This is a genomic window from Bacillus sp. FSL K6-0993 (genome assembly GCF_037977205.1).
Taxonomy (GTDB): Bacteria; Bacillota; Bacilli; order Bacillales; family Bacillaceae; genus Bacillus; species Bacillus subtilis.
This window is the reverse complement of record NZ_CP150275.1, coordinates 2,864,914-2,888,523: the sequence shown is the minus strand read 5'-3', so window position 1 is coordinate 2,888,523 and position 23,610 is coordinate 2,864,914. Positions and strand designations below refer to the sequence as shown.

The 23,610-nt window shown below is 44.6% G+C and carries 27 protein-coding genes; 25 read left to right on the top strand and 2 right to left on the bottom strand.

Annotated features, from left to right (window positions below):
- Nucleotides 1-33 precede the first annotated feature (33 nt).
- Both MHH79_RS15065 and MHH79_RS15060 read left to right on the top strand, forming a co-directional pair.
- Nucleotides 34-1,623, top strand: coding sequence for an acyl--CoA ligase (locus MHH79_RS15065; protein WP_063335798.1), 1,590 nt, complete (start codon nucleotides 34-36; stop codon nucleotides 1,621-1,623).
- A 19-nt stretch (nucleotides 1,624-1,642) separates the two neighbouring features.
- Entirely contained in the window at nucleotides 1,643-3,232 is a 1,590-nt protein-coding gene (locus tag MHH79_RS15060) for an amidohydrolase (RefSeq protein WP_340034696.1), read from the top strand.
- 31 nt (nucleotides 3,233-3,263) lie between these two features.
- Here MHH79_RS15060 and MHH79_RS15055 read toward each other — a convergent pair whose 3' ends face one another.
- On the bottom strand, nucleotides 3,264-4,067 hold the full coding sequence (locus MHH79_RS15055) for an NAD kinase (protein ID WP_340034695.1): 804 nt from the start codon (nucleotides 4,065-4,067) through the stop codon (nucleotides 3,264-3,266).
- Between the two features lie 185 nt (nucleotides 4,068-4,252).
- On the opposite strand from MHH79_RS15055, the gene sppA reads away from it, so the two are divergent.
- From sppA to MHH79_RS14985, 14 genes are all read left to right on the top strand, one after another.
- A complete protein-coding gene (gene sppA / locus MHH79_RS15050) occupies nucleotides 4,253-5,260 on the top strand; it encodes a signal peptide peptidase SppA (RefSeq protein WP_021480310.1) in 1,008 nt (335 codons plus the stop codon).
- A gap of 13 nt (nucleotides 5,261-5,273) precedes the next feature.
- Complete coding sequence (locus tag MHH79_RS15045; RefSeq protein ID WP_014477652.1) at nucleotides 5,274-5,768, top strand: RDD family protein; 495 nt, start codon at nucleotides 5,274-5,276, stop codon at nucleotides 5,766-5,768.
- Between the two features lie 74 nt (nucleotides 5,769-5,842).
- Nucleotides 5,843-6,523: a DUF2953 domain-containing protein gene (locus MHH79_RS15040; protein WP_015483561.1), complete on the top strand. Its 681-nt coding sequence runs from the start codon at nucleotides 5,843-5,845 to the stop codon at nucleotides 6,521-6,523.
- Between the two features lie 13 nt (nucleotides 6,524-6,536).
- Nucleotides 6,537-6,992 (top strand): GerW family sporulation protein, encoded by a 456-nt coding sequence (gene ytfJ, locus MHH79_RS15035; protein WP_003223504.1) that lies wholly within the window; start codon nucleotides 6,537-6,539, stop codon nucleotides 6,990-6,992.
- Between the two features lie 108 nt (nucleotides 6,993-7,100).
- Nucleotides 7,101-7,604 (top strand): thiol peroxidase, encoded by a 504-nt coding sequence (gene tpx, locus MHH79_RS15030; protein WP_003223506.1) that lies wholly within the window; start codon nucleotides 7,101-7,103, stop codon nucleotides 7,602-7,604.
- Nucleotides 7,605-7,664: 60 nt separating this feature from the next.
- Nucleotides 7,665-8,654, top strand: a complete 990-nt coding sequence (locus MHH79_RS15025; RefSeq protein WP_216999927.1) for a class I SAM-dependent methyltransferase — start codon at nucleotides 7,665-7,667, stop codon at nucleotides 8,652-8,654.
- Nucleotides 8,626-8,829, top strand: coding sequence for a hypothetical protein (locus tag MHH79_RS15020; protein WP_123372909.1), 204 nt, complete (start codon nucleotides 8,626-8,628; stop codon nucleotides 8,827-8,829). The genes MHH79_RS15025 and MHH79_RS15020 overlap by 29 nt, the downstream gene beginning before the upstream one ends.
- 172 nt (nucleotides 8,830-9,001) lie before the next feature.
- Nucleotides 9,002-10,189 carry an acetate kinase gene (locus tag MHH79_RS15015; RefSeq protein WP_003223511.1) on the top strand — a complete coding sequence of 396 codons (1,188 nt, stop codon included), beginning with the start codon at nucleotides 9,002-9,004 and terminating at the stop codon, nucleotides 10,187-10,189.
- A gap of 84 nt (nucleotides 10,190-10,273) precedes the next feature.
- A complete protein-coding gene (locus MHH79_RS15010) occupies nucleotides 10,274-10,786 on the top strand; it encodes a molybdenum cofactor biosynthesis protein B (protein WP_003229354.1) in 513 nt (170 codons plus the stop codon).
- Nucleotides 10,787-10,955: 169 nt separating this feature from the next.
- Nucleotides 10,956-12,167 carry an argininosuccinate synthase gene (locus tag MHH79_RS15005; RefSeq protein WP_003229357.1) on the top strand — a complete coding sequence of 404 codons (1,212 nt, stop codon included), beginning with the start codon at nucleotides 10,956-10,958 and terminating at the stop codon, nucleotides 12,165-12,167.
- The gene (gene argH, locus MHH79_RS15000; RefSeq protein WP_017695740.1) at nucleotides 12,164-13,549 is read left to right on the top strand and encodes an argininosuccinate lyase; all 1,386 of its coding nucleotides are present in this window, start codon (nucleotides 12,164-12,166) and stop codon (nucleotides 13,547-13,549) included. Before MHH79_RS15005 ends, argH begins: the two co-directional genes overlap by 4 nt.
- Before the next feature lie 61 nt (nucleotides 13,550-13,610).
- A complete protein-coding gene (locus MHH79_RS14995; RefSeq protein ID WP_004399018.1) occupies nucleotides 13,611-13,745 on the top strand; it encodes a hypothetical protein in 135 nt (44 codons plus the stop codon).
- Between the two features lie 126 nt (nucleotides 13,746-13,871).
- A complete protein-coding gene (locus tag MHH79_RS14990; protein ID WP_004398521.1) occupies nucleotides 13,872-14,639 on the top strand; it encodes an SDR family oxidoreductase in 768 nt (255 codons plus the stop codon).
- A 62-nt stretch (nucleotides 14,640-14,701) separates the two neighbouring features.
- Nucleotides 14,702-15,385, top strand: coding sequence for a metal-dependent hydrolase (locus MHH79_RS14985; RefSeq protein ID WP_003245964.1), 684 nt, complete (start codon nucleotides 14,702-14,704; stop codon nucleotides 15,383-15,385).
- Nucleotides 15,386-15,435: 50 nt separating this feature from the next.
- Here MHH79_RS14985 and ytlI read toward each other — a convergent pair whose 3' ends face one another.
- Nucleotides 15,436-16,362: a LysR family transcriptional regulator YtlI gene (gene ytlI, locus MHH79_RS14980; RefSeq protein ID WP_340034694.1), complete on the bottom strand. Its 927-nt coding sequence runs from the start codon at nucleotides 16,360-16,362 to the stop codon at nucleotides 15,436-15,438.
- 152 nt (nucleotides 16,363-16,514) lie between these two features.
- Here ytlI and snaA point away from each other — a divergent pair, with 152 nt between their 5' ends.
- The 9 genes from snaA to MHH79_RS14935 are packed head-to-tail and all read left to right on the top strand — an operon-like array spanning nucleotide 16,515 to nucleotide 23,576.
- A complete protein-coding gene (gene snaA / locus MHH79_RS14975; RefSeq protein WP_123372913.1) occupies nucleotides 16,515-17,051 on the top strand; it encodes an N-acetyltransferase SnaA in 537 nt (178 codons plus the stop codon).
- Between the two features lie 13 nt (nucleotides 17,052-17,064).
- Nucleotides 17,065-17,874 carry a sulfur-containing amino acid ABC transporter substrate-binding protein TcyJ gene (tcyJ, locus tag MHH79_RS14970; protein WP_123372914.1) on the top strand — a complete coding sequence of 270 codons (810 nt, stop codon included), beginning with the start codon at nucleotides 17,065-17,067 and terminating at the stop codon, nucleotides 17,872-17,874.
- Between the two features lie 13 nt (nucleotides 17,875-17,887).
- On the top strand, nucleotides 17,888-18,700 hold the full coding sequence (gene tcyK, locus MHH79_RS14965) for a sulfur-containing amino acid ABC transporter substrate-binding protein TcyK (protein ID WP_119899684.1): 813 nt from the start codon (nucleotides 17,888-17,890) through the stop codon (nucleotides 18,698-18,700).
- Nucleotides 18,701-18,721: 21 nt separating this feature from the next.
- Nucleotides 18,722-19,441, top strand: a complete 720-nt coding sequence (gene tcyL / locus MHH79_RS14960) for a sulfur-containing amino acid ABC transporter permease TcyL (RefSeq protein WP_340034693.1) — start codon at nucleotides 18,722-18,724, stop codon at nucleotides 19,439-19,441.
- Between the two features lie 29 nt (nucleotides 19,442-19,470).
- On the top strand, nucleotides 19,471-20,178 hold the full coding sequence (gene tcyM / locus MHH79_RS14955) for a sulfur-containing amino acid ABC transporter permease TcyM (RefSeq protein ID WP_123372916.1): 708 nt from the start codon (nucleotides 19,471-19,473) through the stop codon (nucleotides 20,176-20,178).
- Nucleotides 20,175-20,954, top strand: a complete 780-nt coding sequence (gene tcyN / locus MHH79_RS14950) for a sulfur-containing amino-acid ABC transporter ATP-binding protein TcyN (RefSeq protein ID WP_003229383.1) — start codon at nucleotides 20,175-20,177, stop codon at nucleotides 20,952-20,954. The genes tcyM and tcyN overlap by 4 nt, the downstream gene beginning before the upstream one ends.
- Nucleotides 20,951-21,955: an LLM class flavin-dependent oxidoreductase gene (locus MHH79_RS14945; protein ID WP_326210232.1), complete on the top strand. Its 1,005-nt coding sequence runs from the start codon at nucleotides 20,951-20,953 to the stop codon at nucleotides 21,953-21,955. Before tcyN ends, MHH79_RS14945 begins: the two co-directional genes overlap by 4 nt.
- 14 nt (nucleotides 21,956-21,969) lie before the next feature.
- Nucleotides 21,970-22,251, top strand: a complete 282-nt coding sequence (locus MHH79_RS14940; protein WP_251187620.1) for a glutaredoxin family protein — start codon at nucleotides 21,970-21,972, stop codon at nucleotides 22,249-22,251.
- Nucleotides 22,248-23,576 (top strand): LLM class flavin-dependent oxidoreductase, encoded by a 1,329-nt coding sequence (locus tag MHH79_RS14935; RefSeq protein WP_340034692.1) that lies wholly within the window; start codon nucleotides 22,248-22,250, stop codon nucleotides 23,574-23,576. Before MHH79_RS14940 ends, MHH79_RS14935 begins: the two co-directional genes overlap by 4 nt.
- Nucleotides 23,577-23,610: the final 34 nt, after the last annotated feature.

Below are 23,610 nucleotides of genomic sequence, written 5' to 3'. Positions count from 1 at the left end.
TGTATAATGGGTGGAGAAAGTGAGGAGTTGTTCGTGTTAAAACGTGAAGATTTAATTGCCCCTATGCAATATAATTTAGTGAATGAAATGGAAAAGTTCAGTGCCGCTGGACAAAAAACCGCTCTTCTGTGGGAGGACGAGTCGGGCAAGCAAGAATCTTGGTCGTATGAAAAGCTGATGGAAGAAACAAATAAAATCGGAGCGGCCTTAGCTGATCTTGGATTTAAAAAGGGAGACAAGCTGATTGTAATGGTTCCGCGGGTGCTTGAAGCCTATGCTGTTTATTTGGCTATCCTGAAATCAGGAATGGTTGTCATTCCGTGCTCCGAAATGCTTCGCGCGAAAGATCTTGAATACCGGATTGAACATGCAGAGGTAAAAGGCGCCATCGTCTACTCAGAATTTATTGGCGCTTTCCGGGATGTCAGTACGGCTGATAAACTGATTACACTGTCTATTGGTGAAAATGATGCCGGCTGGAAAAACCTCTTATCAATTGAAGCGGACGGAAGCCAATTTAAAACAGCTGACACAACAAGAGATGATATGGCTTTCTTATCTTATACATCCGGGACAACAGGTCAGCCGAAAGGTGTTGTACATACACATGGATGGGCATTTGCTCATTTAAAAACTTCTGCCGGCGCTTGGCTTGATATTTCTGAAAAGGATATCGTCTGGGCAACTGCTGCCCCTGGCTGGCAAAAGTGGGTATGGAGTCCATTTTTAGCGGTGCTTGGCAGCGGAGCAACCGGTTTTGTGTACCACGGCAGATTCAAAGCAGAAAAATATCTAGAGCTTTTAAATCGCTACAAAATCAATGTTTTCTGCTGTACGCCGACAGAATACCGCTTAATGGCGAAGGTCGAGGGCTTGGACCGCTTTGATCTTTCTGCCCTGCACAGCGCTGTTTCCGCAGGTGAGCCGCTCAACCGTGAAGTCATTGATGTTTTCCAAAAGCACTTTGGCATTAAGGTACGGGACGGATATGGCCAAACAGAAAGCACGCTTTTGGTTGGTGTGTTGAAAGATACGCCTATTAAACCGGGAAGCATGGGAAAACCGACACCGGGAAATCAGGTGGAGATCATAAATGAAGACGGTGAAATCTGCAAACCTGGTGAGGTTGGCGATATCGCTGTTCACCTCAGTACGCCTGCGCTCTTTAAAGAGTATTTTAAAGATCCGGAAAGAATGAAAACACAAATTCGCGGCGATTATTTCCTAACGGGAGACAGGGCAAGAAAAGATGAGGAAGGTTACTTCTGGTTTGAAAGCCGAAATGACGATATTATTATCAGCTCCGGCTATACGATCGGGCCTTTCGAGGTGGAAGACGCGCTTGTTAAGCACCCGGAAGTAAAAGAATGTGCTGTTGTCGCAAGCCCTGATGAAATCAGAGGCTCCATCGTAAAGGCGTATGTTGTCCTGCAAAATCATGAAAAACGCAGTGATGAGCTTGTCAAAATGCTGCAAAACCATGTGAAGACGATTACCGCTCCATACAAATATCCTAGAGAAATTGAATTTGTGGAAAGCCTGCCGAAAACGGCTTCTGCAAAAATCAGACGAGTGGAATTAAGAAAACGTGAAGAACAGCTCAATGCCAATAAAAAGGCGTAAAGAAAGAGAGTGAACGTGAATGAAGGCGATATGGCACGGCGGTTTCATTTATACGATGCTCAAAGAAGGTGATCGGACTGAGGCAGTTTATGTTGAGGATGGTGTCATAAAAGGCACCGGCAGCTATGGACGTTTGAAGGAAAAGTACGGGTCGCCGGAAACAGAAGAAATCAGCCTGAACGGAGCAGTGATGTTCCCCGGTTTTGTTGACAGCCATCTACATTTGATCGGCCACGGTGAGAAACAGCTTCAGCTCGATCTGTCCGCACTGACGTCGAAAGATGCAATTTTACAGGCTGCGAAGGAAAGAGAGCGGCAGCTTCCTAAAAACGATTGGCTCATTGGAGAGGGCTGGAATGAAAATCAGTTTGAGACACCTGACTACTTGACTAAGCATGATCTTGATCGCCTGTTTCCTGACAGGCCCGTCTTGCTCAAGCGTATATGCCGGCATGCAATAGCTGTCAATTCTGCGGCTCTTCAAGCAGCGGGAATTTCAAGAAATACCCCTGACCCTGACGGCGGAGTCATTGTAAAAGATGCAAATGGAGAGCCGACCGGACTCCTGTTTGATAAGGCGCAGGATTTGATTCTGAAGGCTGTCCCGCCAGTCTCCCAGCACTATGTTGATGAGGCATTAACGGCTGCAATAAAGGATTGCTGGACAAAAGGCCTGACGGGCGGCCATTCGGAAGACTTGTCCTATTATGGTGATGTTTCGGTGCCGTTGAAAGCTTATGAGAAAGCTGCCGCTGGCGGAAAGTATCCGTTCCGCTGCCATTTGCTCGTTCATCATGAAGCGGTCGATCGATGGGAGCAGCTGGAGAAACCGTCCGGCCCGTATGTGGAGTTTGGTGCGATGAAAATCTTTGCGGACGGGGCGCTTGGCGGGAGAACGGCTTTATTGAGGGAACCATATCAGGATGATCCATCAACAAATGGTGTTCAGGTTCATGATGACGAAACCCTTGGCCGGCTCATTCGCAAAGCGAGAGAAAAAGGGATGGAGGTTGCTGTTCATGCAATCGGCGATCTTGCTTTTGAAAAAGTGCTGAACGCAATTGAAAAGCATCCACCCAAAAACGGCCGGCATGATCGGCTTATTCATGCCCAAGTGCTTGATAACGAATTAATCGAGAGAGCAGCACGCATGCCGATCGCACTTGACCTTCAGCCGCACTTCGTTGCAAGCGACTTTCCGTGGGTCATTGACCGTCTCGGAAAAGACCGGATGAAGACTGCATTTGCCTGGAAAACTCTTATATCTAAAGGCATTTTATGCGCTGGTGGTTCAGATGCCCCGATTGAGCCTGTTGACCCGCTTCTAGGGATACAGTCCGCGGTTCTCAGGAAAAGCAGTCATGAGCAAAACGGGCCAAGCTATAATGAAAGTGAATGTTTACCTGTATATGAAGCGATAAAGCTTTATACAGAAGGTAGCGCCGGTATCATTTATAAAGAGAAGTCACGCGGAAAAATTGCGGAAGGCTATGACGCGGATTTTACAGTTCTCAGTGGTGATCCGTTTGCCATTGACCCCGCACAGCTTCATCTTTTAGATATTAAAAAAACCGTGATTAACGGCCAGATTGTATATGAGAAATCATAAAAGGACAGGCAGCTGCCTGTCCTTTTAGTTTCTATAAAAAAGTACGCTTCACTTTTTCCCAAAATGAATTGTCCTTTAGTTTGACTGTTTTGATTTGCTTATTAGACAGTTTGATTTCGATCGTTTTCACATTTCTCGTGCTGAGTGCTTCATTGTCCAAGCCGATGATTGGGTGTTCGTTGCCGTCCTGCACCACACGAAGGGTCAGCTTTCGGTCAGAGCTGAGGACAAATGGCGAGCCGAGTGTCCGGTAGGTGTTATTGTTAAGGGATGCAAGCTCAGATACCTGCATGCATGGAAGCAATGGATCAACAACCGCTCCTGCAACAGACTTGTTATAGGCGGTGCTCCCTGTAGGCGTTGAGATAATCATTCCGTCACCTCTAAACGTTTCAAAGTGCAGATCGTCAATCAGCACGTCCATCACAAAGGTTTTGATGATGCTTGAGCGGATGGATACCTCGTTTAAGCAGTGAAAAGGACTGGCTTGATCCACTGTCACTTCAATCAGCGGGTATTTTCTCACTTCAATTTGTTCAAACGTCATTGCATCGACCATTTTTTCTCGCTCATCACTATGAAAGTCGCAATATAAATGAGCTTTCCCCTTTTTGGTAATGCCGACGTACAAGCAGTCGTCACGAAAATTCGTCTTTCTGACTGCCTGCAAAAATGTGCCGTCCCCGCCAATGCTAGCGATAATATTGGCGTATGAGTGCTGGTTCACAACGGTAAATCCATGCTCTTCCGCCAATTGTGTTAACGAGTGGGCTTGTTCGTTCGTTTCCTGATCCTGTTTGTGAAAAAAATAAACATTACGGCGTTGATCGGTCATATCCCATTTCCCCTTTGCTGTCATATTTAAGTTTTTCTGCCATCCAGTATTTGTGATAAAATACCTTTGGCCATAAGTGTACCACGTTTGCCGGCAGCCCGTTAAGCCGGAGCTTTCTCATGAAGTGAAACATTTTTCATATTAAATCGTATAATGAGAGAGTTTAGGAAAAAGGAGGAGAAAAAATGAATGCAAAAAGATGGATTGCATTAGTGATTGCTCTGGGGATTTTCGGCGTGTCTATTATCGTCAGCATCTCTATGAGTTTCTTTGAAAGCGTCAAAGGCGCTCAAACGGATCTCACATCACTGACAGATGAATCGCAGGAAAAGACGCTGGAAAACGGCAGTCTCTCAAGTAAAATTGCCGTATTAGAGGTCAGCGGCACCATTCAGGATAATGGGGACTCAAGCAGTCTGCTTGGTGCAGACGGATATAACCACAGAACGTTCTTAAAAAACCTTGAGCGCGCAAAAGATGACAAGACGGTCAAAGGTATCGTTCTGAAGGTGAATTCTCCGGGTGGCGGAGTGTATGAAAGTGCTGAAATACATAAGAAACTGGAAGAAATCAAGAAAGAAACTAAAAAACCGATTTACGTGTCAATGGGTTCGATGGCAGCATCAGGAGGCTATTACATCTCAACAGCGGCTGATAAGATTTTTGCGACACCGGAAACCCTGACCGGGTCACTCGGCGTCATTATGGAAAGCGTCAATTATTCAAAGCTTGCCGATAAGCTTGGCATTTCTTTTGAAACGATTAAGAGCGGGGCTCATAAGGACATTATGTCTCCTTCCCGTGAGATGACGAAAGAAGAAAAAAACATCATGCAATCGATGGTTGATAATTCGTATGAAGGCTTTGTTGATGTCATTTCAAAAGGGCGCAGCATGCCGAAAGCAGAGGTAAAGAAAATTGCGGACGGCCGCGTGTATGACGGACGGCAGGCAAAAAAACTGAACCTCGTTGATGAGCTTGGTTTTTATGACGATACCATTACGGCGATGAAAAAGGATCACAAGGATTTGAAAAACGCCTCTGTCATTTCTTATGAGGAAAGCTTCGGATTAGGCTCACTGTTTTCCATGGGCGCGAACAAAATGTTTAAAAGTGAAATTGATTTTTTGAATATGAGAGAAATTCTATCGCAATCCGGTTCGCCGAGAATGATGTATCTCTATGCGAAGTAGGAGGGAACAAATAATGGACGCGACATATGAAGAGTTAGAGCGCAATGACATCAAAGGCCCGCAAGAAGCGGAGCAGCTGACACATGCCTATGCTGGCTTTTGGGTTCGTTTCTGGGCTTTCCTGCTTGATTGGCTCGTGATATGGGGATTAAACCATTTGCTCGTTTCTCCCCTCTTTACCGTATTGGATCTGCCGAAAACATCCGGCATGTTTACCTTCTCGGCTTACAGTGTGACAACGCTTATTGTGTATCTTGCCTACTTCGCACTAATGACTAAATACTTCAGGCAGACGCTTGGTAAAATGGTGTTCGGCCTCAAAGTGGTTTCTGTGAAGCAAGATAGCAAGCTGACATGGAGTACAGTGATTTTTCGTGAAGTGGTTGGACGGTATATTGATAAGATTTGGATTTTATATATCGTTGTTGCTTTTTCACCTACAAAACAGGGGATCCATGATTACATCGCGGATACCACCGTGGTGCATGAAAAATTATACCGCAAATAACCGATAACCCGGACCTCTGTCCGGGTTTATTTTTTTAGGAATTGGCGATAATGCTCCTAGAGGAAGTGAAGAATATGGTGTATGTACTGACAGCCATTCTTATTCTCATAGGGATCGTACTGCTTCTCAGAATGAAAATCCATGTCGCGCTGGAGTATCTTCATGCCGCTGATAATGACAAATTGACTTTGAAGATTACGGCGCTGTTTGGCCTTATAAGGATCAAAAAAACAATCCCGGCGATTAAGGTGAACAAAGAAGACGGAACAGTGGATATCAAACAAAAAACTGAATCTAAAATGAAAAAAAGCAGCGGAAAGAAAAAAATTACACAAAACGATGTGCAGCAAAGCATTAATAAAATCGAAATGCTTTTGCATCAGGTCACCAGACTACGGAAAATCAGCGCGTCTTTTCTCGCGCATTTACATATCACAAAACTAGAATGGGTTACAGTAATCGGAATTCAGGACGCGGCAGTGACAGGTGTGTTAACAGGTGCTGTTTGGGGTGTGAAGGGCGGTATCGCAGCAATGCTCTACGACCACCTGGACTTTGTGAATAAACCTGTCTATGAAGTAATCCCGTCGTTTCAAGTCCCTGTTTCCAAGACCCATTTTCAGTGTATATTCTTTTTTCGCTTTGGACATGCTATGCTTGCAGCTTTCAAATTCGTCAAATACGGACGGGAGCTATCCGTATTAAAGAAGAATCCGTCGGCTAGAATGACTTCAAAGAATGATTCATCAGTTTAAGGAGGAAGCGTATATGGCAGACCATCCCATCCAAGGGTTAATGAAAACCGCAATGGAAAACTTGAAGGAAATGATTGATGTTAACACCATCATCGGAGATCCAGTAGAAACGCCTGATGGAAGTGTGATTTTAACTGTTTCTAAAGTTGGATTCGGATTCGCCGCAGGCGGAAGCGAGTTTGGCGGAAAGCCGGCCGAAAAGAAATCGGAAGACGATGAGACAAGAGAACAGAAACTTCCTTTCGGAGGCGGAAGCGGGGGCGGTGTGTCCATTACGCCGATCGCGTTTTTAATTGTCGGATCGACAGGCATCAGAATGCTTCATTTAGATGAAAATACCCATTTAATAGAGAAAATTTTAGACGCAGCCCCTCAAACACTCGAACGCATCCAGCAAATGTTCAAGAAAAATAACAAAAACCAAGGCCAGGGCCAAAATCAAAACCAAATGAACAATATGAATTATTAAAAAAGGTTAACTGCGCTGGCCGCAGTTAACTTTTTTTTGGCATAAACTTTGCAGTTTGCAGGAAACTTTACTATGATAGAGACATACATACAAAAGGGAGGAATTATAATGGCTGAAATTACATTCAAAGGCGGTCCGGTTACACTTGTCGGACAAGAAGTGAAGGTAGGAGATCAAGCTCCTGATTTCACAGTGCTGACTAACAGCCTTGAAGAAAAATCGTTAGCTGACATGAAAGGAAAGGTAACGATTATTTCTGTTATCCCTTCAATTGATACAGGTGTTTGTGATGCACAAACACGCCGTTTTAACGAAGAAGCTGCAAAGCTTGGAGATGTCAACGTCTACACAATCAGTGCAGACCTTCCATTCGCGCAAGCGCGCTGGTGCGGCGCTAACGGAATTGACAAAGTGGAAACACTGTCTGACCACAGAGATATGTCATTTGGCGAAGCGTTCGGTGTGTATATTAAAGAACTTCGTCTGCTTGCGCGTTCCGTATTTGTCCTTGATGAGAACGGAAAAGTCGTTTACGCTGAATATGTAAGCGAAGCAACAAACCACCCGAACTATGAAAAGCCAATTGAGGCTGCTAAGGCATTAGTGAAGTAAGCAGGGAAAAAAGCTCCAGGCTGCCGCCGGAGCTTTTTTCATGGCAAGGAGGAACACAATATGCAAAAAGACCATGTAGGTGCGGTGTATGAGCTGTTAAACGAAGCCGCGATTATTATAAAGAATGAATTGCAGATTTCATATATAGAGGCGCTGGCCGAAGCAGGAGAAATGTATTTTCTTGAAAAAACGGATCAGCTGAAACTGCCTGCTGATCAGAAAACCAAACAACTTCAGGCTCTGCTTGAAAAAGCGGAATTCGGCACGTATGAGCATGAGTGGGTACGCAAGGCTTTTCAGCTTGCCGTCCTTAAAGGAATGAAAGATATCTCCCATCCAAACAGACAAATGACGCCGGATACGATCGGGCTTTTCATCAGCTATTTGGTGAATAAGTTTATGGCGGACAAAAAGGAACTGACCATTCTTGATCCAGCCTTGGGAACTGGGAACCTTCTGTTTACCGTGCTGAACCAGCTGTCTGAAAAAACGGCAAATAGCTTTGGCATTGAAATTGATGATGTGCTCTTGAAGATCGCCTATGCCCAAGCGAACCTTCTGAAAAAAGAGCTTGAGCTTTTCCACCAGGACAGCCTTGAGCCGTTGTTTATCGATCCAGTTGACACGGTCATTTGTGATCTGCCAGTCGGCTATTATCCGAATGACGAAGGAGCAGAAGCGTTTGAGCTCAAAGCTGACGAAGGCCATTCCTTCGCTCATCATCTGTTTATTGAACAGAGCGTCAAGCATACCAAACCGGGCGGCTACTTATTTTTTATGATTCCGAATCATTTGTTTGAGAGCTCCCAAAGCGGCAAGCTGAAACAGTTTTTCAAAGATAAGGTTCATATCAACGCACTGTTGCAGCTGCCAAAATCAATTTTTAAAGACGAAGCTCATGCCAAAAGCATCCTTGTGCTTCAGAAACAAGGAGAGAATACGAAAGCGCCGGGGCAAATTCTGCTTGCGAATCTTCCGTCTTTCTCCAATCAAAAGGCGATGCTTGATATGATGGCTCAATTTGATGAATGGTTTAAAAAAGAAAAGTAAATGTTTTAAAAGCAGCTTAGGCAGCCGTATGAGGTCGATGCCTAAGCTGCTTTTATTTATGCTTTTGAAGACCGGACTTGACGAATTGAATCCAGCTTTGAAACACAAAATACAGAGGGAAAAACCGCAAATTGTAAGCGTTCATCAATACAAAACCTATAGGGAATGTGTCTGAAAATAACGACTTCTTATTGTAAGCGTTATCAATACGCAAGTTGACTTGAAAAGCCGACATGACAATGTTTAAATGGAAAAGTCAGATATTTTTCGGAGAAGATGTTGATATTCACCGGGAAAAAAGTACGAAAAACGAAGTTGTTGATACAGAGTATAAAGGAGCGTCAATCATGTCCAAAATTATTGCAATTAACGCAGGAAGCTCGTCTTTGAAATTTCAGCTTTTCGAAATGCCTTCAGAAACCGTTTTAACGAAGGGGTTAGTTGAACGAATCGGTATCGCCGACAGCGTATTCACAATTTCTGTGAACGGCGAAAAAAATACAGAAGTAACTGATATTCCGGATCATGCGGTAGCTGTTAAAATGCTGCTGAATAAGTTAACGGAATTCGGCATTATTAAAGACTTGAATGAAATTGACGGAATTGGCCATCGTGTCGTTCACGGCGGAGAAAAATTCAGCGATTCTGTTTTATTAACGGATGAAACCATTAAGGAAATCGAAGATATTTCTGAATTGGCACCGCTTCACAATCCTGCAAATATCGTTGGAATTAAAGCGTTCAAAGAAGTGCTTCCAAATGTTCCTGCGGTAGCTGTATTTGATACGGCATTCCACCAAACAATGCCTGAGCAGTCTTACCTGTACAGCTTGCCGTATGAATACTATGAAAAATTCGGCATCCGTAAATACGGCTTCCACGGCACTTCACATAAATATGTAACTGAGCGTGCGGCAGAGCTTCTCGGCCGTCCGTTAAAAGACTTGCGCCTGATTTCCTGCCACCTTGGAAACGGAGCAAGTATTGCGGCTGTTGAAGGCGGAAAATCAATTGACACATCCATGGGCTTTACGCCGCTTGCCGGTGTAGCAATGGGTACACGCTCTGGAAACATTGACCCTGCCCTGATCCCATACATCATGGAGAAAACAGGCCAAACGGCTGACGAAGTACTGAATACATTAAACAAAAAAAGCGGACTGCTCGGCATTTCCGGTTTCTCAAGCGATCTTCGTGACATCGTTGAAGCAACGAAAGAAGGAAATGAGCGCGCGGAAACAGCTCTTGAAGTATTCGCAAGCAGAATCCACAAATACATCGGTTCTTACGCTGCAAGAATGAGCGGTGTCGATGCGATCATCTTTACTGCCGGTATCGGTGAAAACAGTGTGGAAGTCAGAGAACGCGTTCTTCGCGGTTTAGAATTCATGGGCGTATACTGGGATCCTGCGCTTAATAACGTGCGCGGCGAGGAAGCTTTCATCAGCTATCCGCATTCTCCGGTAAAAGTCATGATCATTCCAACTGATGAAGAAGTCATGATTGCGCGCGACGTTGTTCGTTTAGCAAAATAAATCGCATGAAAGCACATTCTCTTGAATGTGCTTTTTTGTTGATGCATGATAGTGACAGACAGAAAACATAAAAGAGGTGGGCCAATGAGCGTTCAAGAGCATAAACAAGAAGCTCCCGATATCGTTCGGTGCAAAGTGATTACTGTCAGTGACACGAGGACAGAGGAAACCGATAAAAGCGGCAAGCTGATGATCTCGTTTTTAGAAGAAGCCGGTCATCACATTGCTGCATATGAAATTGTAAAAGACGAAAAGGATGCTTTGCAGCGGTCAGTGCTTGCGGGCTGCATGGATGAACAGACAGACGCGGTACTCTTAAACGGAGGGACAGGCATAGCAGATCGGGATGTCACAATTGAAGCCATAACGCCGCTGTTTTCGAAAGAACTGCCCGGCTTTGGAGAAATATTCAGGATGCTGAGTTATACAGAGGATATCGGCTCTGCCGCAATCATGTCGAGAGCAACTGCCGGCGTCATTCAGCATACCGCTGTTTTCTCAACGCCAGGCTCAAGCGGCGCGGTAAAGCTGGCAATGAATAAGCTGATTATTCCCGAACTTGCGCATGTGGTCAGAGAAATCAGAAAAGACAAGTAAATGAATAAATACTACGAAACTTCACCTGAAATTTAGGTGAAGTTTTTTTTATAAAAGGCTTGAAAAAACGAAACGTACTTGTTAAAGTGTATACATACAAAATGTATTTTTATTAAATATAATTTATTTTTATACAAAATAGAAACACGGTTGAGAGGGGATTATTATCATGTCAGAACAGAAAAAAGTCGTATTAGCATACTCAGGAGGTCTTGATACTTCCGTCGCAATAAAATGGCTTCAGGAGCAAGGATATAATGTGATCGCCTGCTGCCTGGATGTCGGTGAGGGCAAAGATTTGGCATTTGTTCAGCAGAAAGCGCTTGAAGTCGGCGCGACAAACTCCTACGTGATCGATGCAAAAGAAGAATTTGCACAGGATTACGCGCTTATCTCTTTGCAGGCCCACACGATGTATGAAGGAAAATACCCGCTTGTTTCGGCATTATCTCGACCGCTGATCGCGAAAAAACTGGTTGAAATTGCGGAAAAAGAAGATGCACAGGCGATTGCCCACGGATGCACAGGGAAAGGAAATGACCAGGTTCGTTTCGAAGTCTCTATTAAATCATTAAACCCTGACCTAGAAGTCATCGCGCCGGTTCGCGAATGGCAGTGGTCACGGGAAGAAGAAATTGAATATGCGGCTAGCCGCGGCATTCCGATTCCGATCAATCTTGACAGCCCGTATTCTATCGACCAAAACCTCTGGGGACGCGCCAATGAGTGCGGCATTTTAGAAGATCCATGGGCGGCGCCGCCAGAAGGTGCATACGATTTAACAGCTCCGCTGGAAAAAACGCCGGACACGCCGGAAGTGATTGAAATTGCATTTGAACAAGGCGTGCCTGTCTCCATTGATGGTGTTTCCTACTCGCTTTCTGAGCTGATCTTGAAGCTGAATGAAATGGCGGGGGCGCACGGTGTCGGACGTATCGACCACGTGGAAAACCGCCTCGTCGGCATTAAATCCCGGGAAGTATACGAATGCCCTGGTGCGATGACACTGATCAAAGCGCATAAAGAATTAGAAGATTTGACACTGGTGAAAGAGGTAGCCCACTTTAAACCGATCATCGAGCAAAAAATGTCAGAGATCATTTACAACGGCTTATGGTTCTCGCCGTTAAAAGATGCGCTGCACGCTTTCTTAAAAGAAACGCAAAAGCATGTCACAGGCATTGTCCGCGTGAAGCTGTTTAAAGGCCATGCAATTGTAGAAGGACGTAAATCGGAATACTCTCTATATGATGAAAAACTTGCAACATATACAAAAGACGATGCATTTGATCACCATGCAGCAATCGGATTTATCGAGCTTTGGGGACTTCCGACAAAAGTGAATAGCATCGTGAAAAAGAAGGAGCAGATTAAAGCATGAAGAAGCTTTGGGGAGGCCGATTTCAAAAAACACCGGAAAAATGGGTCGACGAGTTCGGCGCGTCCATATCATTTGACCAAAATTTAGTTGCTGAAGACATTACAGGGTCTCTCGCACATGCTGCCATGCTGAAAAAATGCGGTATTCTGACAGCTGAAGAAGAGCTGAAAATCCGAGAGGGCCTGAATACCCTTTTGCAAAAAGCAGAGGAGGGAGCATTGGAATTCTCAGTCGATTATGAGGATATTCATTTGAACATTGAGAAAATGCTCATTGACGAAATCGGTCCTCTTGGCGGCAAGCTGCATACCGGCAGAAGCCGGAATGACCAGGTGGCGACTGACATGCATTTATACTTGAAGAATCATGTCGGCCACATCATCGAGCTGATTGAGGCATTCCAAAGTGCGCTGATTGAAAAGGCGGAAGCGAACGTTGAAACGATTCTGCCGGGCTACACACATCTGCAGCGCGCCCAGCCGATTTCATTCGCTCACCATCTGCTTGCGTATTTCTGGATGCTTGAGCGCGACAAGGAGCGTTTTCAGGATTCGATGAAGCGGATTAACAAATCTCCGCTCGGCTGCGGCGCGCTCGCGGGAACAACCTTCCCAATTGACCGTGATTATTCAGCAGAACTGCTCGGCTTTGATGCCATTTATGAAAACAGCTTGGACGGCGTCAGCGACAGAGACTTCATTTTGGAGTTTTTAAGCAACAGCAGTATGCTGATGATGCACCTCTCCCGTTTCTCTGAAGAAATCATTTTATGGTGCTCGCAGGAGTTTAAATTCATCGAGCTTGACGATACGTACGCAACAGGAAGCAGCATGATGCCGCAAAAGAAAAACCCTGATATGGCGGAGCTGATCCGCGGCAAAACAGGGCGCGTATACGGCGATATGATGGGTCTGTTTACGATCATGAAAGGACTTCCGCTCGCTTACAACAAAGATCTGCAGGAAGACAAAGAGGGCATGTTTGACACGGTGAAAACGGTGGAGGGCAGCCTGCAAATCTTCACAGGCATGATCCAAACAATGACTGTAAACAAAGACGTCATGAAGCAAGCGACAAAACAAGACTTTTCAAATGCGACGGAACTGGCCGATTATTTAGCTAAAAAAGGAATGCCGTTCAGAGAAGCGCATGAAGTGGTCGGGAAACTTGTGTACACATGCATCGAAAGAGGGATCTATTTAAGCGATATGCCGTTTGGCGAGTTTCAGCAGGCGAGCACACTATTCGAAGAAGATATTTACACTGTGTTAGACCCTTACTACGCAGTTGAAAAAAGAATGAGCGCCGGGGGCACCGGATTCAAACAGGTAAAGCAGGCGCTTGAAAAAGCGAAAGCTTGCGTGGCAGCTGGAGTTTGTTAAAATTTCCTTCATAAAATCCCGTCATTATAGCCAACCTACCTCTATAATGATGGGAGGCAGAATGATGAAAAAAGAACCGGAACGCTATATTTATGATGAACAAGAAAGCCAGGAGACAACAAGGCTCATTTCAGAAGCATATCAAAGCGGTTATGTCGATATGCCTGATCAGGAGTCTTCATCTCCTGCAGAATAAGCTGTCTGTACAGGCAGCTTTTTTTGTATGCCGAAGTGTAAAAAGTGATATTGCAAGCCTTTTATAGTAAAGTAGAAGAAGAAACACTTTATTGAAAGCGGCGACGTTGCTTTGGGAGGTATTCATGTGCGACATGCTTTAATTACTGCCGGTTCGAAGGGTTTAGGCCGCAAAGTGACTGAAACGTTGCTTGCAAAGGGGTATTCAGTAACAGTCAATTACAGACAGGATGAGGAGGCAGTCAGCCGCCTGAAGGAAGCCTGTCCCGATTGTCTTGACCGGCTGCAATTTGTAAAAGGTGATGTCACCAAAAAAGAAGATCTGCTGCGTATTGCAGAGGCTGCCTTAAACCGCTTCGGAAGGATCGACTTTTTGATTAACAACGCGGGACCATACATATTTGAACGTAAAAAGTTAGCCGATTATACTGATGATGAATGGTATGGCATGCTGGAAGGAAATTTAAGCGCCGTCTTTCATTTATTCAAAGCGGTTATTCCTATTATGAGAAAACAGCAATTTGGACGCATCATTACGTACGGATTCCAAGGTGCGGCTCACGCGCCCGGCTGGCTTCACCGATCGGCATTTGGCGCTGCGAAAGTGGGCTTGGCTTCTTTGACGAAGACAATTGCCATTGAAGAAGCCGAATTCGGCATAACCGCCAACATGGTTTGCCCGGGAGACATTGTCGGCGACATGAAAGAAGCATCGATAGAGGAAGCCAGAATGCGAATCGGCAAAGAAAAAACGCCGATAGGAAGATCCGGTACAGGCGAGGATATCGCCCGGATTATCGCTTTCTTGTGTGAGGAGAACTCAGACCTTGTGACAGGGACTGTCATTGAAGCCACCGGAGGCCTCAATGTCATTAACAAGAATCAAACAACATAAGTTTTTCAGCTTTTTAAAAAGGGAAAATAAAAAAATCAAAATCATGTGACGAGGTGAAAGAAATGAAAGTGACATATCACGGACATTCTGTAATTACAGTGGAAACGAAGGACCATCATATTATTTTTGATCCGTTTTTAACAGGGAATTCATTAACGGATATAAAGCCGGAGGATGTAAAAGCGGATGTCATCTTACTAACGCACGGCCACAATGACCATGTCGGTGATACTGAACAAATCGCCAAGCAAAATAACGCGTTAGTTATAGCCCCGAACGAGCTCGCTGTGTACTTAGGCTGGAAAGGCTTGAATGTTCATCCAATGCATATTGGCGGCTCCCGCCAGTTCGATTTTGGAAAAGTGAAGCTCACACAGGCCTTTCATGGATCAGCCATCACAGATGAAGAAAACAAAACAATCACTTACACAGGCATGCCTGCCGGTATTTTGCTGACTGTAGAAGATAAAACGATTTTCCACGCGGGCGATACGGCTCTTTTCTCTGATATGAAACTCATTGGCGAATTGAATCATATCGACCTTGCTTTCCTGCCGATTGGCGATAACTTTACGATGGGGCCTGAAGACGCCAAGCTTGCCGCAGAATGGCTGCGCGCAAAACAGGTCGTGCCGGTGCATTACAATACATTCCCGGTCATCGAACAAGACCCAGAAGCATTCGCTGACAGCCTGCCGGGCGGAGTCGGCAAAGTCATGTCGGTCGGTGAGACGATCGAGCTTTAAACCGTGAAACCATCTCCTGATGAATCAGGAGGTGGTTTTTATTTTTTCAGTTATCCTGTAATGGTCTTATCAGAGGTTCCTTCCAATTCTTTGCTGTGCTGCTGAAAACGTTTGGTTATCCGGGCGATCAAGTCCTTCGTGGCGCGGTCAAAATGAACTTCTTTTTGATTTGTCAACAGCCCTATGGGCGGGGTGATATCCAGGTTCAGAATTGGAATAACTTTAGTGCCGTTGAACGGTTTAGAATGTGCGGTGCCGGTAAAGATTGAAATTCCGATGTTTTCACGTACGTAATATTCATGTGACATGCTGCTTGTGAGCTCCATTTTTTTGTAGCGATTCCCGAGTTCTCTATGTAAGTGCTGTTCAATTTGTAAGCGAATGGGGCAATTGGCGGGCGTAAATATGAAGCGCTCTTCTGCTAAATCAGACAAATGGACAGCCTTCTTCTCAGCGAGCGGATGTTGATCAGATACAATCACATTTAATGTGTCATAAAAAAATGGATGGTAGTAATTTTCAAGAATCAGCTCCGGCTCGCCGCAGACTGCAAAATCAATCGTCCCGTCTAAGAGCTTTTGACTGCAGGTATTGGCGTCATCAACCTTGATATTAACTGTTATCTTTGGGTAATCCTTTAAGAAATCCTTTAAAATCTCGGGGAATATCAGACTGGCGGTTGGCTCTGAAACCCCTATGTTGATAATGCCTGCCTCTTCTTCCTTTAAGTCGGAGAGGTTGTGTTTAAGCGCCTCGTATTGCATCAAAAGATCTCCTGTTCGTTCATAAAAAAGTTTCCCTGCTTTTGTCAACTGCAGGCTTTTTCCTCTTTCAAACAGCAGTACGCCTAAATCCTGCTCCAATTGCTTCATACGCATCGATATCGTCGGCTGCGAGTAGTTGAGTATTTCTGCAGCTTTATAGAAGCTTCCAAATTTTACAATCGTATGAAACGTTTTGATTGAGCGTAACTCCAATGTGCTCCCTCCTGTTTTTCATCATTAAAAATACTGAAGTGAAGGTTTACTTTTTTTGATTAGTCAAAGATCAGAGTATGCTTTATAGTATAAACAATAAAAGCTTAGTAAACAAATAGGAATTATATATTTTGAGAAGAGGAGTGACAAAAATGAGTGAGGATATTTTTCGACTGGCAACTGTTGAAGATGCACCGGAGCTGTTGAAACTGGTTAACAGCGCATTTCAGCCCATTCGGCAGCTGGATATTGATTGGCCATCCACGAGAGCTGATATCCAAATGGTATCAGAAAATATTGAACATCATTCAGCGATTGTGCTGGAGCGGGATGGGAAGCTGATTTCAACGATTACAATCAGGTTCCCGTGGGAGAGTGAGACGCCTCCTTCAAAATATCCGTTTGTATGGTGGTTTGCGACACTGCCGGAATATAAAGGGCAAGGCGCCGGAAGTAAGCTGCTTACGTATGTTGAAGAAAAAGTGCTTCGGGATATGCTGAAGGCTCCTGCGCTGACACTCGGCACATCGGCGCGCAAGCATCCTTGGCTTGCTGACATGTACAGAAGGAGAGGGTATGAAGTGTATTTTGAGCAGGAAAAGGACGGGGACATAGGTGTGATGATGCACAAGATTCTGATTCCGGAACGATTTAACCCAACGCTTTTAGGTGCGCCCAGCTGGGCATGATGTGAGGCAGCCTATGAATAAGCGTAAAGGATTGGTTTTGCTGCTGTCAGTGTTTGCATTACTTGGCGGGGGATGTTCGCAAACAAATAACAAAACAGATCCTCAAGCTCAAACGGTCATAGTCGGCACTGGAACAGATTTTCCGAATATTGCGTTTTTAAATGAAAAAGGCGATTTGACCGGGTATGACATTGAAGTGATGAAAGCCATCGATAAGGAGTTGCCTCAATATACATTTGAATTTAAAACGATGGATTTCTCAAATTTGCTGACGAGTCTCGGAAATAAAAAAATTGATGTGATTGCGCACAATATGGCCAAAAATAAAGAACGAGAAAAGCGTTTTTTGTATCATAAAGTCCCATATAACTACTCGCCGATGTACATCACGGTGAAAGAGGATAATCACAAGATTCATACATTAAAAGACTTACACGGAAAAACAGTCATAGTTGGCGCCACGTCAAATGCGGCAGATTATATTACAAAGTACAACAAAACGCACGGCAGCCTAATTCATTTGAAATATGCGGGACAGGGAAGCAATGACACCGCCAATCAAATTGAAACCGGGCGCGCAGATGCAACGATAGCTACACCGTTTGCCGTCGATTTTCAGAATAAAACGCACGCCTTCCGCCAAAAGACAGTCGGTGACGTGTTATTAGATACCGAGGTGTACTTTATGTTTAATAAAGGCAGCCAAACCTTGGCGGATGACACAGATCAAGCGATTAAAAAGCTGGAGAAAAACGGAACGCTAAAAAAACTAAGCCGAAAATGGCTCGGGGCAGATTATTCAAAATCAAGTTTTGAAAAATAAATGGGGCGATGAGATGAAAACGAAAGCAGCATTCATGGCAATATTATTTTCGCTTATAACAGTTCTGTCAGCTTGCGGTGCAGGCAGTCAAACGACGGGAGCCGGGCAAAAGAAGGTACAGACGATCACGGTCGGAACTGGAACCCAATTTCCGAATATTTGCTTTATCGATGAAAAAGGCGATTTAACCGGTTATGATGTCGAACTGATCAAAGAGCTTGATAAGCGCCTGCCACATTATAAATTCACATTTAAAACGATGGAATTTTCCAACCTGCTTGTCAGCCTCGGACAGCATAAAGTCGATATTGTGGCACATCAAATGGAGAAAAGCAAAGAGCGTGAGAAAAAATTTCTGTTTAACAAGGTTGCTTACAACCATTTTCCTTTAAAAATTACTGTGCTTCAAAATAACGATACGATCCGTGGAATTGAAGACTTAAAAGGAAAACGGGTGATTACGAGTGCAACCTCCAACGGAGCGCTTGTACTGAAAAAATGGAATGAGGATAATGGACGGCCGTTTGAGATTGCCTATGAGGGCCAAGGCGCAAATGAGACTGCGAATCAGCTGAAATCGGGGCGTGCGGACGCAACGATCTCAACGCCTTTTGCAGTAGACTTTCAAAACAAGACGAGCGCTATTAAAGAAAAAACCGTCGGTAATGTGCTTTCAAATGCCAAAGTGTATTTTATGTTTAACAAAAATGAACAAACGTTAAGTGACGATATTGATAAAGCCTTACAGGAAATCATTGATGACGGAACGCTGAAAAGGCTCAGTTTGAAATGGCTTGGTGACGACTATTCCAAAGAGCAGTATTAGGTAAAAAGAGAGGGAGCAGTGATGGAAAAAGCGTTTGATATGAACATGATTGGAGATTTTGTGCCGACGTTAACCGGTTATTTACCGGTTACATTATACATTTTAACACTGTCCTTGCTTTTCGGTTTTGTATTAGGACTCTTTCTGGCACTGCCCCGCATCTACAATATTCCAATTGTAAATCAATTGGCAAAAGTGTATATCTCATTTTTCAGGGGAACGCCTATCATGGTGCAGCTTTTCATCGTGTTTTACGGAATCCCGGCGCTTACGGGGCTTATCGGGATTGATACATCAAAAATGGACCCGTTATATGCTGCTGTCGCAACCTACGCGTTAAGCAATGCAGCGGCAGCCGCAGAAATCATTCGAGCGGGGGTGGGCAGTGTAGATAAAGGCCAAACGGAAGCGGCGTACAGTATTGGCTTAAGCGGTAGTCAGGCCTTCAGGCGAATCGTTCTGCCCCAGGCACTTGTCCAGGCGTTTCCGAATATGGGAAACATGGTGATCAGTTCTTTAAAAGATACATCTCTAGCTTTTTCAATAGGTGTTATGGATATGTCCGGAAGGGGCCAAACACTGATTACCTCAAGCAACCATTCTCTTGAAGTTTACATTGCGCTATCGATTGTTTATTATGCTGTTGCAGTTTTATTCGAATGGTTCTTTCGAGTGGCAGAAAAACGAATCAAGAAGAATCAAACAAGGATTGTTACTGTTTTTGACATGAACATACATTGATATATTTCTTCGGATGAGGGGGGAGAAGATTGCAATTTGACTTTCCATTTATCGTTTCCGCCATGAAAGAAATGGTAAAGACCATTCCTCTGACATTGATGATGGCTGTTTTGCCGATCGTGTTTGGATTTCTCGTGGCTCTTGGAAATATAATTATTAGAATTTTTAGAATTAAGGGCTTGGTGGCTTGCTCAAGGTTTTATGTGTCTTTCTTTCGAAGTACACCTGCAATTCTTCACATTATGTTGATTTATTTAGGGATACCTCCTGTTGCAGATCAAGTCAGCAGTTTTTTTCATCTCGGCTGGTCCGCCAATGAGATACCGGTCTCCATGTTTGTCATCATGGCCTTGTCTTTAACTGCCGGAGCTTATCTCACAGAAATCATCCGGTCAGGCATTCTGGCGATGGATACCGGACAGGTCGAAGCGGCTTATTCAATCGGCTTGACACACAGCCAAACCTTTCGGCGTGTAATATTGCCGCAGGCGCTGATGGTTTCCATCCCAAACTTCACAAATTTGGGTATCGGCTTTTTGCATACCACCTCTATCGCGGCTATAGTGGCTGTCCCAGAGATTACAGGGACGGCGACTATCGTTGCTTCTGATAATTATGCATTTTTAGAAGCGTTTATCGGAGCAGCGATTATCTATTGGGTGCTGACTCTAATCCTAGAATCCGTAAATGGAGTATTAGAGAGAAAGGCAGCCAGATTTCAAGGAGGCACTTTATGATTGAGATTAAAAATATCCATAAACAGTTTGGCATCCACCATGTATTAAAAGGGATAAATCTCACGGTACGCAAGGGAGAAGTTGTGACGATTATCGGGCCGAGCGGATCAGGGAAAACCACCTTTTTACGGTGCCTGAATTTATTAGAACGTCCAGACGAAGGGATCATTTCTATACATGACAAAGTGATTAATTGCAGTTTTCCGTCCAAAAAAGAGGTTCACTGGCTCAGAAAACAGACGGCAATGGTATTTCAGCAATACCACCTGTTTGCTCACAAAACGGTAATTGAAAATGTCATGGAGGGCTTGACGATTGCCCGGAAAATGAGAAAACAAGACGCGTATGCCGTAGCGGAAAATGAACTGAGAAAGGTGGGGCTTCAAGATAAATTGAACGCTTATCCGAGTCAGTTATCGGGAGGACAAAAGCAGAGGGTTGGGATAGCAAGGGCGCTTGCCATTCATCCTGATGTTCTGCTGTTCGATGAGCCGACGGCAGCGCTTGACCCGGAGCTGGTCGGTGAAGTGCTTGAGGTAATGCTGGAAATCGTGAAAACCGGAGCCACCATGATTGTTGTTACACATGAAATGGAGTTTGCAAGAAGGGTCTCTGATCAAGTTGTTTTTATGGATGAAGGAGTCATTGTTGAACAAGGAACCCCGGAGGAAGTCTTCCGCCATACCAAAAAAGACAGAACGAGGCAGTTTCTCCGCCGTGTTTCGCCGGAATATTTATTTGAACCAAAAGAACACATAAAGGAGCCGGTGATATGATCCGCTTAAGTATTTTAGACCAAAGCTTGATTGGTGAAGGGGAGACAGCAGCTGATACATTACAGCATACAGTGAAATTGGCACAAATGGCTGAAGAGTGTGGATATCACCGATTTTGGGTGGCCGAACATCACAATAATGATGAGATTGCAGGGTCTGCACCCGAGGTTCTTTTAGGCTATCTTGCTGCAAGCACAAGAAAAATTCGTTTAGCATCAGGCGGAGTGATGCTGCAGCATTACAGCTCTTATAAAGTAGCGGAGCAATTCCATCTTCTATCAGCGTTAGCTCCCGGCCGTATAGATCTTGGAGTGGGCAAAGCGCCCGGCGGGTTTCAGCTGTCCACAGACGCGCTGCAGGCCGAATATGAAAAACCGGTGCGTCAGTTTGATGAAAAACTGGAGGAGCTTACTCATTTCGTTCGGGACGATTTTCCTGATACCCACCGCTATGCCGCATTGCGTCCTAGGCCGCAGGTTGATCGGAAGCCGGGTATTTTTCTATTGGGAGGAAGCGCAGAGAGTGCCATTTCGGCTGCAAAACTGGGAATCTCTTTTGTCTTTGCTTACTTTATTAACGGTGAAGAGGAAGTGCTGAAGGAAGCCCGCCGAGCATTTGACGCGCATCTCCCGCCAGGATCTGAGGCTGAATTTCATCTTGCCCCCGCTGTTTTTGCGGCACATACAAAAGAAGAAGCGGAAAAACATATTGTGTCGCGTGAATCGATAAAAGTGGTTTTGAAAGACGGGCGTAAGGTCAACGTCGGTTCCCGCGAACAGGCTGAGGCCTATCTGGAAAACGTCACAGAGCCCTATGACATCATCGTGCAAAAAACCGGGATTATTGCCGGAACAAAGGAAGAAGTGGCAGAAGAATTAACACGTTTATCAGGCACATACAAAATCAATGATTTTGTTATTTTTACACCGATCAAAAATGCTGTAGAAAAACAGCTGTCTTATCAGCTGCTGAGCGATGCAGTTTTAGCTGCAAAACGTTAAGGAGGGACAGAAGAATGAGTGATGTTTTGAACATTGTGGTTTGGAGTAAAAAAGGCTGTTCGTATTGTGAGGAAGTCAAGAATTATTTGAATGAAACAGGGTTCCCGTTCCAAAATATCGATGTTTCAGAGAAAGAGGAACTTCGAGATATTTTACAGGTGAAATATGGGGTACGCCATGTGCCTGTGGTCGAAATCGGGCGCGGCAATCAGTATCAAGGGATAACTGAAATCGGCATTGAACACCTTGATCTTGCACTTGCTAATCATGCACAGATAAAGGAGTCAAAAAGATGACACGTTCAGATTTTATTCAGTTTGGAGCCATAATTCACGGTGTCGGGGGAACAACTGACGGCTGGCGTCATCCCGATATTGATCCCTCGGCCAGCACGAATATTGAATTTTACATGAAAAAGGCGCAAACAGCCGAAAAAGGCTTGTTTAGTTTTATTTTCATTGCAGACGGCTTATTTATTTCTGAAAAATCGATTCCTCATTTTTTAAACCGTTTTGAACCGATCACCATTTTATCTGCGCTGGCATCGGTTACCAAAAATATTGGTTTAGTAGGGACGTTCTCTACATCTTTTACTGAGCCATTCACTATCTCCAGACAATTGATGTCGCTGGACCATATCAGCGGGGGCAGGGCTGGCTGGAATCTTGTTACTTCTCCGCAGGAAGGAGCGGCGCGCAACCATAGTAAGTCTAATTTGCCAGAACATACTGAACGTTACGAGATCGCACAAGAGCATTTGGATGTTGTGCGCGGGCTGTGGAATTCCTGGGAGCATGACGCATTTATACACAATAAGAAAACAGGGCAGTTTTTCGATCCGGCGAAGCTTCATCGCCTGAATCATAAAGGAAAGTATTTTCAAGTAGAGGGGCCCTTGAATATCGGGCGCTCTAAGCAGGGAGAGCCTGTAGTGTTTCAAGCGGGTTCATCAGAAACAGGCCGGCAGTTTGCTGCTAAAAATGCGGATGCGATTTTTACCCATTCCAATTCATTAGAAGAGACAAAAGCGTTTTATGCGGATGTGAAAAGGCGAGCTGTTGATGAAGGGCGTGATCCTTCAAGTGTGCGGATTTTTCCAGGGATCAGCCCGATTGTGGCAGATACGGAAGAAGAGGCGGAAAAGAAGTATCGTGAATTTGCAGAATTGATACCGATTGAAAATGCTGTTACGTATTTGGCCCGTTTTTTTGATGATTATGATCTGAGTGTTTACGCGTTGGATGAGCCATTTCCCGATATTGGCGATGTGGGAAAGAATGCGTTTCAAAGCACAACAGACCGGATTAAGAGAGAAGCAAAAGCCAGAAATCTGTCATTGCGGGAGGTAGCACAGGAAATGGCTTTTCCACGGCCTCTATTTATCGGCACACCTGAGCGTGTCGCATCCTTAATTGAAACTTGGTTCAACGCTGAGGCGGCGGATGGGTTTATCATTGGGTCGGATATACCGGGTACACTTGATGCTTTTGTAGAAAAGGTGATTCCGATTCTTCAAGAAAGAGGGCTTTATCGTCAAGATTATCGCGGCGGGACCTTGCGGGAAAATCTCGGTCTTGGCATTCCGCAGCATCAATCCGTTTTACATTCATCACATCAATAGGTTTCGTCTGATCGAATGCGGAAGCTGAGAGGGG

Coding starts and splice junctions, on each gene's coding strand:
- MHH79_RS15060 (WP_340034696.1), top strand. CDS start 1,643: ATGAAGGCGATATGGCACGGCGGTTTCATTTATACGATGCTCAAAGAA.
- MHH79_RS15055 (WP_340034695.1), bottom strand. CDS start 4,067: ATGACCGATCAACGCCGTAATGTTTATTTTTTTCACAAACAGGATCAG.
- sppA (WP_021480310.1), top strand. CDS start 4,253: ATGAATGCAAAAAGATGGATTGCATTAGTGATTGCTCTGGGGATTTTC.
- MHH79_RS15045 (WP_014477652.1), top strand. CDS start 5,274: ATGGACGCGACATATGAAGAGTTAGAGCGCAATGACATCAAAGGCCCG.
- MHH79_RS15040 (WP_015483561.1), top strand. CDS start 5,843: ATGGTGTATGTACTGACAGCCATTCTTATTCTCATAGGGATCGTACTG.
- ytfJ (WP_003223504.1), top strand. CDS start 6,537: ATGGCAGACCATCCCATCCAAGGGTTAATGAAAACCGCAATGGAAAAC.
- tpx (WP_003223506.1), top strand. CDS start 7,101: ATGGCTGAAATTACATTCAAAGGCGGTCCGGTTACACTTGTCGGACAA.
- MHH79_RS15025 (WP_216999927.1), top strand. CDS start 7,665: ATGCAAAAAGACCATGTAGGTGCGGTGTATGAGCTGTTAAACGAAGCC.
- MHH79_RS15015 (WP_003223511.1), top strand. CDS start 9,002: ATGTCCAAAATTATTGCAATTAACGCAGGAAGCTCGTCTTTGAAATTT.
- MHH79_RS15010 (WP_003229354.1), top strand. CDS start 10,274: ATGAGCGTTCAAGAGCATAAACAAGAAGCTCCCGATATCGTTCGGTGC.
- MHH79_RS15005 (WP_003229357.1), top strand. CDS start 10,956: ATGTCAGAACAGAAAAAAGTCGTATTAGCATACTCAGGAGGTCTTGAT.
- argH (WP_017695740.1), top strand. CDS start 12,164: ATGAAGAAGCTTTGGGGAGGCCGATTTCAAAAAACACCGGAAAAATGG.
- MHH79_RS14995 (WP_004399018.1), top strand. CDS start 13,611: ATGATGAAAAAAGAACCGGAACGCTATATTTATGATGAACAAGAAAGC.
- MHH79_RS14985 (WP_003245964.1), top strand. CDS start 14,702: ATGAAAGTGACATATCACGGACATTCTGTAATTACAGTGGAAACGAAG.
- snaA (WP_123372913.1), top strand. CDS start 16,515: ATGAGTGAGGATATTTTTCGACTGGCAACTGTTGAAGATGCACCGGAG.
- tcyJ (WP_123372914.1), top strand. CDS start 17,065: ATGAATAAGCGTAAAGGATTGGTTTTGCTGCTGTCAGTGTTTGCATTA.
- tcyK (WP_119899684.1), top strand. CDS start 17,888: ATGAAAACGAAAGCAGCATTCATGGCAATATTATTTTCGCTTATAACA.
- tcyL (WP_340034693.1), top strand. CDS start 18,722: ATGGAAAAAGCGTTTGATATGAACATGATTGGAGATTTTGTGCCGACG.
- tcyN (WP_003229383.1), top strand. CDS start 20,175: ATGATTGAGATTAAAAATATCCATAAACAGTTTGGCATCCACCATGTA.
- MHH79_RS14945 (WP_326210232.1), top strand. CDS start 20,951: ATGATCCGCTTAAGTATTTTAGACCAAAGCTTGATTGGTGAAGGGGAG.
- MHH79_RS14940 (WP_251187620.1), top strand. CDS start 21,970: ATGAGTGATGTTTTGAACATTGTGGTTTGGAGTAAAAAAGGCTGTTCG.
- MHH79_RS14935 (WP_340034692.1), top strand. CDS start 22,248: ATGACACGTTCAGATTTTATTCAGTTTGGAGCCATAATTCACGGTGTC.